Below are 13,188 nucleotides of genomic sequence, written 5' to 3'. Positions count from 1 at the left end.
GTACCACCCGTTCCCATTCCGAACACGGAAGTGAAACGCTGTTGCGCCGATGATAGTATGGCGAAAGGCTATGCGAAAGTAGGACGTTGCCAGATTAAACATCACCCCGCATCCCCTCAAAAGGATGCGGGGTTTTTTGTGTGCACGCGGCATGACCGGCGGGGCGGGATCGCAATACTTCGAAGTGGGGTCTGACGTCCAGAAGCGCACCGGCGACCATGGCGCCCGCCCGGCGCGAACGAGGCTGATGAAACAGGTCCTGCAAGACCTAGTGGATCAGCCGTTGTCTCGTTGTGAAGAAGGCCGGCTAACAACTAATAGACCAGAAAAGAAACGCCGATGGGCTGGGTTAATGAAGCGCTGCAGCAGCTGTCCGCAGGGAAGGACGCGAGGATCCGTCCACAGGGCGGGTCGATGCGTGGCCGCATTGAGAGCGGAGATCTGGTCACGGTGTCGCCAGTGGATGTGCGTGAGGTGAAGGTCGATGACGTGGTGCTGGTGCAGAGGATCCGTCCACAGGGCGGGTCGATGCGTGGCCGCATTGAGAGCGGAGATCTGGTCACGGTGTCGCCAGTGGATGTGCGTGAGGTGAAGGTCGATGACGTGGTGCTGGTGCAGTGGCAGCGCAGCTACCTGCTTCATCGGGTGCGGGAGATTCGGGGCGACGAGTTTTTAATCGGCAACAATCTGGGAAAGATCAATGGCTGGGTGAAAAGTGGAGCCATCCGCGGCCGGGTGACGAACGTGGTGCATGATGCAGAGGGGTGATCGCGTGCCAAAGCCGCCTTGCAGGGGTTATTGATGTCTGCGGAATAGACTCACACGAATGGAATGCCTGTGAAGCTTGAATCTGGGGGCTGGTGGGCATGCGGGGGCTGTGGCTGCGGCGGGGTGGCGTGAAGACGCTGCTGGTGAACGCGGTGTGCTAAGAAGGCGATGGGTTGGCTCCCCGGGCTGTGCTTGCAAACCCAGGGAAGCACTTGCTATCGCCCGGCATTCGTGGGCTCCATGACGGAAGGCCGCTGGCCTTCAATGCGAGATCGTCAGTCTGTCAGTCTATTAGACCCACTCTCCAAAAGCTTGTCACATTGCCCGGGCAGCGGAGCGGTCCTATTGGCTGAGTTAGTCGCTTGCCTGTTATGTTCCAATAGCAGACGGCGCTCCCGGCTTGCCACTGGGGCGGCTGCGCTCGCCGGTCAAAATGACCATTTTTTCGAGAACTGGTCTATACCTCAGACCGTTGAAAACAAGTCTCGGCCTGTCCGGCAGGAGCTTGCACCCACACAAGGCACTGGGATATAGAGGAGCGTTGAGGGATCAAGAAGAGCCCTCTCCCCCAAGGCTTCCGCGTGGCCTAGCTCTGGCAGGAGTGGGAGCATCCTGGTCACGCAACGCCCTGCCGAGGCTGCGATTTTCATTCCTACTCGAAGCCTTAGCAGCAGGCTGAACGTCCAGACCTATTTTCGACTGCTGCCGGTATAAGGGGACCGGCTGTGTCAGGCTTCTTCTTCGTTTGGCCTGCCGGCGACGACCGCGGCATCTAACGGGTGCTACTTCCTCTCCAGAAACAGCACAAAAATCAAGCGCCCGTCTTTCCATGGCGGCCCACCAATAAACAGGGGGCTGTCCTTGCGCAGCACGGCATCGCTTTTGACCAAGACTTGGTGCTCACGCCAGACCTGCAGGTGCAGGTTCACGCCGTCCTTGTCGGCAGGACCTTTGGAATCGATCTTCATGAAAAGGTCCCGGGATGGAACCACCCAGGATTCATACTCCCGAAAAATGTCCTGCCGGTGCTGCCCTAGAATCTCAAAATGCTTGTAGGGGAAAACTTTGCCCAGGCGCTGGGTCAGATTGGGAAGATCCAAATGCGCCTGCTCCTTCGCTCCGGTCAACTGCTCCACGGAATTCGTCGCAAAAATCAGTGCGCCCCACACATGGCCGTCCGTGGCATGTTTGGCTGCGGAGATCACCGGCGTCGCCGTCTCCTGGGCACGCCCAAGGGCCGTGACACAAAAAAGGGCAAGAACTGTCAGGAGCGCCTTCATCCTCTGGGGAAGAGTACCGGATTGCCAAGCGAATCACGGGAGATTTGGAGCAGGGCAGCCCCTTGGTCGTCAAACATCGTCGTTTCTGCCAGCTCTGGCTCGAGTTCGCTGTGGTGCACGCTTATGCCGGAGATTTTCTTCGCAGCCGGCACAGCATCCAGGCCGTCGAGCATCAGCACCGTGGCATCTGCATTGCTGTCATGGTAGGCGTGCGCCTGAACGTTCACGTTGGGGGTATAGGAGCTGAGGATTCTGCTCTGCGTGGTGCTCTCTTCGGCTGGCTTCATCAGACTGAAGCTCAATACCGCGACTGCGGCTGTTCCGGCGAGTGCAAACCACGGCTGGCGCATCCATTGCAGGATGGAACCCCAGCTAGTTCCAACCTGCTTTGCGCGCGCATCGTCCAGTGCCATCTGCGTGATGCGCACCCCGATCTGCGTGTTGAAATAATCGGCGTGGGGGACACGGATTTCAGCGGGGAGATGGGCGCGGAGGGTGGCGCTCAGAGCGCGCATGTTCTGAGCTTCCCTGGCCAGGGCTGCATCCTGTTTGAGGCTCTCCTCAAACTGAGTGCGTTCTGTTTCACTCATTTCGCCGTCAAGCCAGCGGATGAGATCGTGTTCTTCAGAGGGATGTTTCATAAACGTCGTGGAGTTGTTCCTGAAGTTTCTTGCGGGCGTAAAAAAGGCGGGACATCACCGTGCCAAGCGAGCACGGGATCAAGGCGGCGATATCTTCATAGGCCAGGCCCTCGACTTCGCGCAGCACAATGACCTGACGGTGTTCTGGGGAGAGCTTGGCGATCGCTTCCTGGATGCGCTGCCCCAGTTCCGCGTTGCGCAGAGCGGTGTCGGGGGCCACGTCGCCTTTCGGCGCCGCTTCAGCACCGGCTGCCACGCGGTGCTCGGTGCGCTCGTCGTCAAACTCACCATCGCCCTGAATCTTCTTCTTCCGCAGCCAGTCATAGCTCACGTTGTGCGCGATGCGGTACAGCCAGGTGTAAAAACCGGCATCGTGCTTGAACGTTGGAAGCGCACGCCATGCCTTGATGAAAGCCTCCTGGGCGAGGTCCCATGCTTCGGTTTCGTTCTGGATGAGGTGATAGGTCATGGCGTAGATCCTCCCACGATAGCGAGTGACAAGTTCGTCAAAAGCCCGCGTGTCGCCCGCTTGGCTGCGTTTGACCAAGTCGAGGTCTGAGACTTCGCCAGGGTCAGGCGCGGCTGAGGCAGGCATGGATTTTTAGTGGCGGATTATGGACGGCTCTAACCGGGGAAATATTCAGTTCTCAGCACGTTTTGCAGCCAAAAAGTGCCCTAACCCCGGATCACGGTATCTTTAAGCTCTGTCCCGGGCGGATCAGATCGCTGCTGAGGCCGTTCGCAGCCTTGATTCTCGCCACCGAAGACCCCTTTTTCCTCGCAATGGCAGACAAGGTGTCGCCCTTGGCCACGGTATATCTCGAACCGGTTGACTTTTTAGCCGTCGACTTGGAAGGCGTGGACTTCTTCTTCGTGGTGCTGTGGGAAGCCACCGTTTTCTTGCTGGAGGACGACTTGGAAGCCGAGGAGGAGGACGAGGAGGGCGGAGGCGCCTTCTTCGTGCCGCTGAAAGCGTACGGATTGGCCGGTGGTTCAGGCTGGGAGGGGAAAGAGGCGGGCGCTGGAGGCGTCTGGTATTTCGGCGTCGTGGAGGCGTAGCCGGTCTGGCCCGGATAAGGATTGTAGTGGCCGTCGCTGCCGTAGTTCGAAGCGTAAGGATCGCTGCTGCTGGACTTTTTCGTGCTTTCACACGAGGCCAGGGCGAGGCAGGTGGCGGACATCGCAATGAATCGAAGGGCGGTCATGGTAGGGTGGGTTTCCGTCTTGCAAATCAGCACGGCGGGAGAAGCTTACACTATTCAAATCGGCCGCTCCCTTTTCAATGCCAAAATTGACGCCATTGCGCCCCCCCTGGGATTTATGCAGATCCCCGCAATAGAAGCGTCGGCAGGGGCGTTGTCCGATTCGAGGGAAATCTTCGGATACAGACCTTGCCAATCCGCCCGCCATTCCCTAGCTTCGCGTCCCACCCCATGAAAATCGGATTCAATCTCCTGCTCTACACCGGCCACGTCACCGAGGCGAACTACCCTGTCATCGAAAAACTCAAGGCTACGGGCTATGACGGCGTCGAGGTGCCGATCTTTGATGTGAGCAATCCCTCCCATTTCAAAAGCATCGGCCAGGTGCTGAAAGACAACGGCATGGAGTGCACCGCCGTGACCGTCCTGCCGGATGAAGCCCACAACGCCATCAGCCCCGTGGCTGCAAACCGCCAGGGCGCGGTGGATCATCTCAAGCGCGTGATCGAGTGCGCGCACAATGCCGGCGTGCAGACTCTGGTCGGCCCCTACTACCAGGTGCTGGGCCAGTTTACCGGAGCTTTCCCGACCGAGACTGAGCTGGAAGGCGCTGCTGAAGTGCACCGCGCCATCGCTCCCGTGGCTGAAGCCGCCGGAGTGAAGTGCGCCATCGAGGCGCTGAACCGCTTCGAGTCCCACCTCCTCAACACCATGGAGCAGGCCGCCGCCTACGTGAAGCGCGTCAATCATCCAAACTTCGGCACGATGTATGACACCTTCCACGCCAACATCGAAGAGAAGAATCCCATCGCTGCCATCGACACCGTGTTTGCCACCGGCAAGCTCAACCACGTGCATATCTCCGAAAATGATCGCGGTACCCCTGGGCGCGGTCACATCAACATCGTCGAGCAGATCAAGCACCTGAAAAAGATCGGCTACAACGGCTGGATGACCATCGAAGCCTTTGGCAGCGCCCTGCCAGACCTCGCCGCCGCCACCCGCGTCTGGCGCGATTTCTTCCCCAGCACCGAACAAGTTTACACCGAAGGCTTTGCGCTCATCAAAAACGCGCTCGCCTGATTTTTTACGACCGTTCACGTCAAACCTATTCATTCATCCCATGAACACACCGACCACCACCACCGCTGCGGCCACTTCCCGCCGTCAGTTTATCGGCACCACTGCCGCCGCCAGCGCTCTCACCGTCGCCCAGTCTGCCTGGGCAGCCGGCAGCGATGAAATCAAAATCGGCCTCATCGGCTGCGGCGGTCGTGGCACCGGCGCCGCCGGCCAGGCCCTCAGCACCAATCAGCAGGGCATCACCCTCCACGCTGTTGGAGACGCCTTCAAAGAAAAGGCCGATGGCGCGCTGAGCAATCTGCGCAACAAAGCCCCGGACAAGGTGAAAGTGGATGACTCCCGCATCTTCGCCGGCCCGGACGCCTACAAGAAGGTCATCGACTGCTGCGACCTCGTCATTCTCACCACGCCTCCCGGTTTCCGCCCCTATCACTTCGAAGCTGCGGTGAACGCTGGCAAAAACATCTTCATGGAAAAGCCCGTCGCTGTGGATGCTCCCGGCGTGCGCAAGGTTCTTGAGATGGCCAAAATCGCTGACGAAAAGAACCTCAAGGTCGTTTGCGGCCTTCAGCGCCGTTACCAGAACTGCTACCGCGAGGCACTCGCCCAGGTCAAAGAAGAAGGCGTCATCGGCGACATCGTTTCCGGCCAGGTTTACTGGAACGGCGGCGGCATCTGGTTCCGCGACAAGCGCGAAGGCCAGTCCGAGCTCATGTATCAGCTCAACAACTGGTACTTCTTCACCTGGCTTTGCGGCGACCACATCAATGAGCAGCACATCCACAACATCGACGTGGCCAACTGGTTCATTGGCGGTCCTCCCGTCACCGCCCAGGGCATGGGCGGCCGTCAGCAGCGCGTGGACAAGAAGTTCGGCCAGATCTTTGACCACCACTACGTGGAGTACACCTATGAAAACGGTGTGCGCATCAACAGCCAGTGCCGCCACCAGTCCGGTGTCAGCAACGCTGTGCGTGAAGAATTCACCGGCACCAAGGGCAAGATCTACCTCGACAACAGCGGCCGCTGCTACGCCAACAATCACAAGGGCGAAACCATCTGGAAATATCGTCCAGGCGGCAAGGACATCGGCGATGCCAAGGGCAAGAACGCCAAGCGTCTTGATCCAGATCCGTATCAGACGGAACACGACACGCTGCAGGCCTGCATCCGTGAGAACAAGCCGATCAACAACGCCTACTACGGTGCTGAATCCACCATGACCGCCGTCATGGGCCGCATGGCCACCTATTCCGGCAAAGAAGTGAAATGGGATGACGCACTCAACAGCAAAGTGCAGCACATGCCCAACATCATCACCGCCGAGTCTGAAGCGCCGGTCAAGCCCGATGCTGAAGGCTGGTACCCTGTCGCCATGCCCGGCTGGGCCGCCAAGGACTACGCCGAGCACGGCCGCCAGAACGTGGAGATCATCTGATCCCGCAGGCTGATGTTTTGATCAGGCCCCGGTCGCAGCGATGTGACCGGGGCTTTTTTTGTGGAGCGCCGGGCGATGAAAGCCTTGCCAGCGCCACGTTTCATTCGCTACAACCACCTTCGTCATGACCACCACCAACCGCCGCACTTTCCTTGCCACTTTCGCTGCTTCTGCCGCCACCACGACGCTGCTTTCCCGTGACTGGTCCGGCAGGACGCCGGAGCGCTATCCCGATCCCGACGTCATCGTGCTCGATCCCGAGTTCGAAAAACTCATTCAGGGAAATTCGCCCATCCGCCGTCTGCACACCGGCATGCTCTGGGCGGAAGGTCCCGCGTGGAACGGGACGGGGAACTACCTCGTGTGGAGCGACATCCCCAACAACGCGCAGATGCGCTACCTGCCCGAGGACGGCCATGTCTCCGTCATGCGCAACAACGCCAACAACAGCAATGGCAACACCTTTGATCTGCAGGGCCGCCAGATCAGCTTCGAGCACGCCACACGGCGTGTGGTGCGCTATGAACTCGACGGCAAGGTCACCGTGCTCGCGGACAAGTTTGAGGGCAAAATCCTCAACGCACCGAATGACGGCGCCGTGCATGCGGATGGCTCCATCTGGTTTACGGACCCAGGCTACGGCAGCATGATGGATTACGAAGGAAACAAAGGGGAGCTGCTGCTCAAAGAGTCCGTCTATCGCATCGATCCCAGCGGCGAGATCACCAAGATCACCGAAGATTTGGAGAAGCCGAACGGGCTGTGCTTCTCGCCTGATTACAAGAAGGTCTATGTCGTGGACAGCGGCTCACCAAAAAACATCCGCGTCTATGACGTGGATGGGAAGAAGGTGAAAAACGGCAAAATCTTCACCACCAACAAAGGCGCTCTGGCAGACAAGAAAGCCAAGGGAAATTCCGATGGTGTCCGCTGCGATGTGGAAGGAAACCTCTGGGCCAGCGCCGGTTGGATTGGCGATGGCTATGACGGCGTCCACGTCTTCAATCCCGAGGGCAAAATGCTCGGGCACATCAAGCTCCCGGAGACCGCCAGCAATCTCTGCTTTGGCGGCCCCAAGCGGAACCGCCTCTTCATCACTGCCTCTCAGAGCCTGTACTCGCTGCATGTGAACACACGCGGCGCGCATCATTGCTAGGCGCCATGGCGTCTTGATCTTCTGCTGCGGTCGTATTAAACGACAGCATGGATGAATCCTACACGCAGCGCTTTGGCGGCATCGGACGGCTCTACGGGGCCGCTGCTTTGCCGCGTCTGGCGGCGGCACACGTGGCCATCGTGGGTGTTGGCGGGGTTGGCTCCTGGGTGGTCGAGGCACTGGCCCGCAGCGGCGTTGGCGAGCTGACGTTGATCGACATGGACGACGTCTGCATCACCAACACAAACCGGCAGCTACCCGCGCTCGCCCACACCATCGGCGTTTCGAAAGTCGATGTTTTGGCCGCACGTGTGGCCGAGATCCATCCCGCCTGCCGCGTGAACCGCGTCATCGAATTCCTCACCGAATCCAATGCGGATCGCCTGCTTGCGCCGGAGTTTGATTTCGTGGTCGATGCCGTGGATCGCACCTCGATCAAGGCGCTCATCATCGCGAAATGCCATGCGCGAGGAGTGCCCGTCATCACCTCGGGTTCCGCCGGCGGACGGCGCGATCCCACGCTGATTCGCACAGCGGATCTCGGCCACGCGGGGGCCGATACCTTGCTCAAAGGCGTGCGCCAGTGCCTGCGCCGCCAGCACGGCTTTCCCAAAAGCGAGGAAGGCCGCCCGCTGGCCATGGGAGTGTCCTGCGTCTTCTCCAGCGAGAAACCCATCTACCCCTGGGCCGATGGCTCCTGCTCTCTTGAACCCGAAACCGGAGCCGAAACCGGCCTGCGCCTGGACTGCGCCGCCGGCTTCGGTGCGGCAACTCATGTCACCGGCACGTTCGGTTTTGTGCTCGCGGCGGAGGTGGTGAAGAGAGTGGTGGCAAAGAGTTGACTCGGCAGTTTGAAGTCCTGCAGAATCATGACTTCTGCCGTGCCAAAAAAGGCATCTGCGTCGAGTTCGTCCGCGAGCTGGTTCAACTTTTGCGGCGTTGCCGCTGTCTTTTGGTAACGATTCAGGTCGGTAGGGAATCTGGCAGCGACGTCTCGGTGGATTTGGAATGCCCCTCACCCTAACCTCTCCCCGAAGGATGCACAGACCTGCGATGTCTGGGGCGGGGAGAGGAGGTTCGCGTTGCGACTCCGACTGAGTTTTAAAGCGTGACAGCGCCAATCCCCTCTCCCCGCCCCAAGCTTGATAGCTGAATGCTGACTTCGGGGAGAGGGTTAGGGTGAGGGGCGTTCGAAATCCAGCTTGCGCCGTCATCCTTCGTCCCATGACCCCGGACCTGAATAGTTACCTATCCTGATCATTTTTCCACCGGCTTACCCGCAGCAGCCCAGCCGCCGAAGCCGTCGTCCAGATGGATCAGATTCGTGAAGCCGAGTTTTTCGAAGATCGGCAGTGCGCGGGTGCTGCGGCCGCCGGCCTGGCAGTGCACCAGCGTGGGCTGGGTCTTGTCGAGTTTCCCCAGCTCGGCTTCGAAGTCTTTGGACATGATGTCAATGTTCTTGGCGCCTTTGATGTGGCCGTCTTTAAACTCGTCCGGCGTGCGCACATCGATCACGGCTGTCTTGCCGTCGGCGATGATCTTGGCGGCTTCATTGGCTTTCACATGTTTGACGGGTTCGGCGGCGAGCATAAGGGCGGGAAGAATGAGCAGGAGGGTGGCGAGGAGGGTTTTCATAGGGTTGGAGAGTTTCAAGTGGGAGTCGAGCAGTGAACCTCCACAGACATACGGCCGAGACGTTGGTAAAGTTTTCGCAGACTCAGCAGGGGCCACCAGCGGTAGAGGTAGATTTCCAAAGGTTTCCACATGGCCACCCAGCCGATGATGGTCAGCCCTTCACGGGCGACCGCCTGCCAGTTGGCGGCGGCAGGGGAGAGCACGGTGGCGGCGAACTGGCAGAGGCCCAAAAACAGCATGCCGATCACCAAGGAGGCCCGCCCCTCCCGCATCAGTCGTTTGAATTCTCGCAGCGTCATCGCGGCACGATAGTCGAAGTAATGCGCCACAGAGTCCGCGACGAGCTTCCGTGCGTCATCCACGTCGGCAGGGTGTTTCGCCAGGTGTACGACCAGCTTCAGCTCATGCTGCTGAGGGTGCTCCTGCGCCCAGCTGACGATGAACTCCTCGGCGTCATGATCCAGGTCACGTTCGTGAAACGGGGAAGGGTCCATGGAGTTGAACAACTGGTTCAACTCCATGAGCTTGACCTCAATGAGTCCTGTCATGGTGCGGAGATGGCGTGGGCGCTCAGGCCTTTCCCTTGGCCGCAGCGTAGCCTTTGGAGACTTCGGCCCAGTTCACGACATTCCACCATGCGGCGATGTAGTCAGGCCGCTTGTTTTGATACTTCAGGTAGTAGGCGTGCTCCCACACGTCCAGCCCCAGGATCGGCGTGCCGAGATCGGCTTCATCGACGATGCCTTTCATGAGCGGATTGTCCTGGTTCGGAGTGGAGGTGATCTTGAGCTTGCCGTCCTTGGTGACGATGAGCCAGGCCCAGCCGGAGCCAAAGCGCTTCACGCCTGCTTCGCCGAAGAGTTTTTTGAAATCGTCCACGCTGGTGAAGGTGCTCTGGATCGCTTCTCCCAGCTTGCCCTCGGGGCCTTTCGGGCCGCTGCCGGCAGGGGCCATCCACTTCCAGAACCAGGTGTGGTTGACGTGGCCGCCGCCGTTGTTGCGGATGGCCGCCTGGGAGGCTTCGGGCAGGGCCTTGATGTCGGAAACCAGTTCGATGGCGTCTGTCTTGCTGATGTTCGCGGCCTTGAGCGCATCGCCCAGCTTGGCAATGTAGGCGGTGTGGTGCTTGCCGAAGTGGATGTTCATCGTCTGGGCGTCGATGTGAGGCTCCAGCGCTTCGGCGGCGTAGGGCAGGGGGGCCTGGGTGAGGTCCAGCGCATGGCTGGTGGCTGGAACGAAGAGGGAGCCTGCCAGGGCGGCGGTGCTCGTGGTCATGAAGGCGCGTCGGTTCATAGTGGTGGGTGGGGTGGGTTCAGTGGTCCCAAGAATACGAAACTGGCGGCGTCGATGTCACGGTTAAAGTGCCGCGTGCAAAGCTTTGCCCACGTGCTAAGCTGCCTCTACCATGGCCGCAGTCACCCATCCCCCCGAATGGACCACTCCGCAGTCTTCTTTTCGTTCCCGCGACGACTGGAGCCTGAAGTGGTGGATGATGTTTGCGCTGATCCTCTCAGTGGTTTTCCACATGATGCTCGTCGTCGGATTCGACACCCTGGGCATCGCCAACGTGACGCCCGCCAAACCGCGTGAAGTCCCCGAGCGCATCCGCATCAGCGAGCAGAAACTCAGGGAGCAGGAGGCCATTCAGCAGATTCCCGAGACCATCGCTCCAGGCAACATGCCGGACATGAAGGCCTTTGAGCCCAAGCTGGATGACTTCGACAAGCTGCAGGAACTGCCGAAGAACCAGGAAATCGACCTCACGCCCAACGTGAAGGAGATCACCAATTTCGTCCGAGCCAATGACCCCGGCGATGGCGCCCCTGGAACGCCGAAAGGCAGCGACATGGCCAAGCTTCTCGCCCCGCAGTCCATGGCAGCGCCGGACTTCGCCGCGGATCTCGCCAGCGTGCGGCGCGATGTTTTGTCCAAACCCGTTTCAGAAAAGCAAATGCTGCTGGATGCCGGCGCGGTGGATCCCGGCCTGGGTGGCAAGATGGACACCGGGCTGCTGGATGCGGTGAAAAGCCAGGGCACGGAAACGGCTGCTGGCGCTCGCGTGAAGGGTTTCAGCAATCTCGATGATCTCCTCGGCGGCGGTGGCAAGATGGGTGGCAGCACCGCCCCCATTCTGATGCCCACGGACCTGCTGTTTGACTACGGCAGCGATCAGCTGGCGGAGGCTGCCCGCCTCAGCCTGATGAAGCTCGGCTTCCTCATTCAAAAAAACCCGGACTCGCTTTTCATCATCGAAGGCCACACCGACAGCTTCGGCGGCGAGGACTACAACCTCGAACTCAGCATCCGCCGCGCCACGGCGGTGGTGAGCTGGCTGCGTGAATCTCTGGGACTGGGCACGGACCGCATCCAGGCCGTGGGCATGGGCAAGTCGAAGCCGATCGTGAGCACGGCAGGCACGGCCGAGCAGCAGGGCATGAACCGCAGGGTGGAAATCAAAGTGCGGCCCAGGAAATAAACCCTTTCTACGCAAACCCTCGCAGAACGCCCACCGGTCAAGCCCGTGTTCCTGCAACTCACAAAGCTTTGGCTGCGCGGCGGACGCTGGCTGGTGATGTTCGCCTGCCTGATCTTTTTTGCCTGGTGCTATGTCCGGGCTTTTCAATCGCAAGGCACCACCACGACCGCCATCTCTGAGCAGGAGAGGGTGTACCTCAATGCCGCCATTGAAACCCGGCCCGATCTCAGCCCTGATTTTTCCAGGAGCGTCTCCCAGCCTTTGAATGACTGGCTGCCTCACCGCACGGATGGCGTGGTGCGGCCGCTCTGGCCCTGGCTGGCTGCGTGGAATGTGGCCAAAGGGCAGGAGCCGGCCACGGCGGCTTTGACTGCGGCAGACCAGCATGTGCTGCACTCTGGCAAACGCTGGATGCTGGGTCTCAGTCTGGCTTTCCTGCTGATGCTTGGCCTGGCGGCGGCGCGTGTTTTTTCCGTCCCCGCAGCGCTGCTCACCATTCTCACCATCGGCTTCGGAGTGCTCCTGCCGTCGGCCTCTGCTTTTTCACCTGACGTGCTGTTTCAGCTTTTGTTTCTGATGATCTGGGTGTGCTGCGTGGCGGCCCTGAAGCGCAACTCTCTCTGGCTCTACGGCTTGATCGGCTTTCTTTCCGCCCTGGCCAATCTGACGCTTCCCACCACCACCACGCTGGTGGGCGTATTCATCGCTGTCAGCTCACTGCGCTGGCTGTGGGGGTGGATCATGGCCCACCTGCCGCATGAAAGGGGGACTTCCCTTTGGACCTGGCGCAATCACTGGCTGGGCATGATCCTGCTGGTGGTGTGCCATCTGATCACCGTGGGGCCCATGCTTTCCTATTCGAAGGAAAAGCTGGGGGACGCCGCGCCCTTCCACTGGCGGTGGTTTGAAAACGAGTCCGCCATGCAGCAGTGGACGGCTGCGCACCAGACGCGCGAGTCTTTGCAGGCGGTGCCTCCAGAAGACCGGCCAGGCTATGCCAGCTACCGGGCCGCCCATTCTTCGGAGGACGTGAAGAAGCGGCTCTTCGAAGGGGGGCTGAGAATGACCGAATCGGTGCTGCAGTTTCCCTGGAGTTTTGATTCACTCCCGCATGAGCGCGGTGTGTTCGTCATCGCCCTGGCCAGCATCCTTTTCGTGCTGATGTTGATCCTCGGGTTCGTGGCGCCGCAGGCGGCGCATGCAGGGCAGGCACTCCACCCTGAAACCGCCCCGCTTGCCTTGTTCAGCGTGCTGGCCTGCGTGGCATGTTTCTTCGATTTCGGCTGGGACATGCCCGTCCTCACCTGGGGAAACCGCCACCTGGCTCTTTACCCGCCCCTCGTGCTCAGCCTGCTGTGGGCCAGCGAAGCCCTGGTCCATCGTGCCCGCCGGCGGAAAATGCGGCTGCCGGTGTTTGTGATTTATGAATCCGTCCTCTGGGCGCTGTGCGTTCTGGCCTTCTGGCGTGTGATCGCGGTCTTGCAGCCGGCCTCTTTCGCGGCATGAATG

Annotated in this window: 14 protein-coding genes and 1 rRNA gene; 8 read left to right on the top strand and 7 right to left on the bottom strand. The window is 60.1% G+C overall.

Features of this window, described 5'->3' with window-relative positions; translation table 11 throughout:
• Positions 1-95, top strand: a 5S ribosomal RNA gene (rrf, locus tag ACILSO_RS16245); the annotation flags it as partial.
• Positions 96-414: 319 nt separating this feature from the next.
• The gene (locus ACILSO_RS16240) at positions 415-768 is read left to right on the top strand and encodes a hypothetical protein (RefSeq protein WP_395738482.1); all 354 of its coding nucleotides are present in this window, start codon (positions 415-417) and stop codon (positions 766-768) included.
• 782 nt (positions 769-1,550) lie between these two features.
• Here ACILSO_RS16240 and ACILSO_RS16235 read toward each other — a convergent pair.
• The 4 genes from ACILSO_RS16235 to ACILSO_RS16220 all read right to left on the bottom strand — a co-directional run bounded on the left by ACILSO_RS16235 (position 1,551) and on the right by ACILSO_RS16220 (position 3,894).
• Positions 1,551-2,048 (bottom strand): hypothetical protein, encoded by a 498-nt coding sequence (locus tag ACILSO_RS16235; protein ID WP_395738481.1) that lies wholly within the window; start codon positions 2,046-2,048, stop codon positions 1,551-1,553.
• Positions 2,045-2,689, bottom strand: coding sequence for an anti-sigma factor family protein (locus ACILSO_RS16230; RefSeq protein ID WP_395738480.1), 645 nt, complete (start codon positions 2,687-2,689; stop codon positions 2,045-2,047). Before ACILSO_RS16230 ends, ACILSO_RS16235 begins: the two co-directional genes overlap by 4 nt.
• On the bottom strand, positions 2,673-3,284 hold the full coding sequence (locus tag ACILSO_RS16225; protein ID WP_395738479.1) for a sigma-70 family RNA polymerase sigma factor: 612 nt from the start codon (positions 3,282-3,284) through the stop codon (positions 2,673-2,675). Before ACILSO_RS16225 ends, ACILSO_RS16230 begins: the two co-directional genes overlap by 17 nt.
• A 91-nt stretch (positions 3,285-3,375) precedes the next feature.
• Complete coding sequence (locus tag ACILSO_RS16220) at positions 3,376-3,894, bottom strand: LysM peptidoglycan-binding domain-containing protein (RefSeq protein ID WP_395738478.1); 519 nt, start codon at positions 3,892-3,894, stop codon at positions 3,376-3,378.
• Positions 3,895-4,122: 228 nt separating this feature from the next.
• Between ACILSO_RS16220 and ACILSO_RS16215 the strand changes: the two genes are divergently transcribed.
• From ACILSO_RS16215 to ACILSO_RS16200, 4 genes are all read left to right on the top strand, one after another.
• The gene (locus ACILSO_RS16215) at positions 4,123-4,974 is read left to right on the top strand and encodes a sugar phosphate isomerase/epimerase family protein (protein WP_395738477.1); all 852 of its coding nucleotides are present in this window, start codon (positions 4,123-4,125) and stop codon (positions 4,972-4,974) included.
• 40 nt (positions 4,975-5,014) lie between these two features.
• Positions 5,015-6,412, top strand: coding sequence for a Gfo/Idh/MocA family protein (locus ACILSO_RS16210; RefSeq protein WP_395738476.1), 1,398 nt, complete (start codon positions 5,015-5,017; stop codon positions 6,410-6,412).
• A gap of 124 nt (positions 6,413-6,536) precedes the next feature.
• Entirely contained in the window at positions 6,537-7,568 is a 1,032-nt protein-coding gene (locus tag ACILSO_RS16205) for an SMP-30/gluconolactonase/LRE family protein (RefSeq protein ID WP_395738475.1), read from the top strand.
• Positions 7,569-7,615: 47 nt separating this feature from the next.
• Positions 7,616-8,410: a ThiF family adenylyltransferase gene (locus tag ACILSO_RS16200; protein WP_395738474.1), complete on the top strand. Its 795-nt coding sequence runs from the start codon at positions 7,616-7,618 to the stop codon at positions 8,408-8,410.
• A 415-nt stretch (positions 8,411-8,825) separates the two neighbouring features.
• Here ACILSO_RS16200 and ACILSO_RS16195 read toward each other — a convergent pair whose 3' ends face one another.
• The 3 genes from ACILSO_RS16195 to ACILSO_RS16185 are packed head-to-tail and all read right to left on the bottom strand — an operon-like array spanning position 8,826 to position 10,496.
• Entirely contained in the window at positions 8,826-9,203 is a 378-nt protein-coding gene (locus ACILSO_RS16195) for a rhodanese-like domain-containing protein (RefSeq protein WP_395738473.1), read from the bottom strand.
• A 14-nt stretch (positions 9,204-9,217) separates the two neighbouring features.
• Positions 9,218-9,751, bottom strand: coding sequence for a hypothetical protein (locus tag ACILSO_RS16190; protein WP_395738472.1), 534 nt, complete (start codon positions 9,749-9,751; stop codon positions 9,218-9,220).
• A 22-nt stretch (positions 9,752-9,773) separates the two neighbouring features.
• The gene (locus tag ACILSO_RS16185; protein ID WP_395738471.1) at positions 9,774-10,496 is read right to left on the bottom strand and encodes a superoxide dismutase; all 723 of its coding nucleotides are present in this window, start codon (positions 10,494-10,496) and stop codon (positions 9,774-9,776) included.
• A gap of 112 nt (positions 10,497-10,608) precedes the next feature.
• On the opposite strand from ACILSO_RS16185, the gene ACILSO_RS16180 reads away from it, so the two are divergent.
• Positions 10,609-11,679 carry an OmpA family protein gene (locus ACILSO_RS16180; RefSeq protein WP_395738470.1) on the top strand — a complete coding sequence of 357 codons (1,071 nt, stop codon included), beginning with the start codon at positions 10,609-10,611 and terminating at the stop codon, positions 11,677-11,679.
• Between the two features lie 45 nt (positions 11,680-11,724).
• On the top strand, positions 11,725-13,185 hold the full coding sequence (locus tag ACILSO_RS16175; protein ID WP_395738469.1) for a hypothetical protein: 1,461 nt from the start codon (positions 11,725-11,727) through the stop codon (positions 13,183-13,185).
• The last annotated feature ends 3 nt before the right edge of the window (positions 13,186-13,188 follow it).

It is taken from the genome of Prosthecobacter sp. (assembly GCF_044226605.1).
Taxonomy (GTDB): Bacteria; Verrucomicrobiota; Verrucomicrobiia; order Verrucomicrobiales; family Verrucomicrobiaceae; genus Prosthecobacter.
The sequence above is the reverse complement of the archived record's forward strand: the minus strand, read 5'-3'. Positions and strand labels throughout refer to the sequence as shown.

Coding starts and splice junctions, on each gene's coding strand:
- ACILSO_RS16240 (WP_395738482.1), top strand. CDS start 415: ATGCGTGGCCGCATTGAGAGCGGAGATCTGGTCACGGTGTCGCCAGTG.
- ACILSO_RS16235 (WP_395738481.1), bottom strand. CDS start 2,048: ATGAAGGCGCTCCTGACAGTTCTTGCCCTTTTTTGTGTCACGGCCCTT.
- ACILSO_RS16230 (WP_395738480.1), bottom strand. CDS start 2,689: ATGAAACATCCCTCTGAAGAACACGATCTCATCCGCTGGCTTGACGGC.
- ACILSO_RS16225 (WP_395738479.1), bottom strand. CDS start 3,284: ATGCCTGCCTCAGCCGCGCCTGACCCTGGCGAAGTCTCAGACCTCGAC.
- ACILSO_RS16220 (WP_395738478.1), bottom strand. CDS start 3,894: ATGACCGCCCTTCGATTCATTGCGATGTCCGCCACCTGCCTCGCCCTG.
- ACILSO_RS16215 (WP_395738477.1), top strand. CDS start 4,123: ATGAAAATCGGATTCAATCTCCTGCTCTACACCGGCCACGTCACCGAG.
- ACILSO_RS16210 (WP_395738476.1), top strand. CDS start 5,015: ATGAACACACCGACCACCACCACCGCTGCGGCCACTTCCCGCCGTCAG.
- ACILSO_RS16205 (WP_395738475.1), top strand. CDS start 6,537: ATGACCACCACCAACCGCCGCACTTTCCTTGCCACTTTCGCTGCTTCT.
- ACILSO_RS16200 (WP_395738474.1), top strand. CDS start 7,616: ATGGATGAATCCTACACGCAGCGCTTTGGCGGCATCGGACGGCTCTAC.
- ACILSO_RS16195 (WP_395738473.1), bottom strand. CDS start 9,203: ATGAAAACCCTCCTCGCCACCCTCCTGCTCATTCTTCCCGCCCTTATG.
- ACILSO_RS16190 (WP_395738472.1), bottom strand. CDS start 9,751: ATGACAGGACTCATTGAGGTCAAGCTCATGGAGTTGAACCAGTTGTTC.
- ACILSO_RS16185 (WP_395738471.1), bottom strand. CDS start 10,496: ATGAACCGACGCGCCTTCATGACCACGAGCACCGCCGCCCTGGCAGGC.
- ACILSO_RS16180 (WP_395738470.1), top strand. CDS start 10,609: ATGGCCGCAGTCACCCATCCCCCCGAATGGACCACTCCGCAGTCTTCT.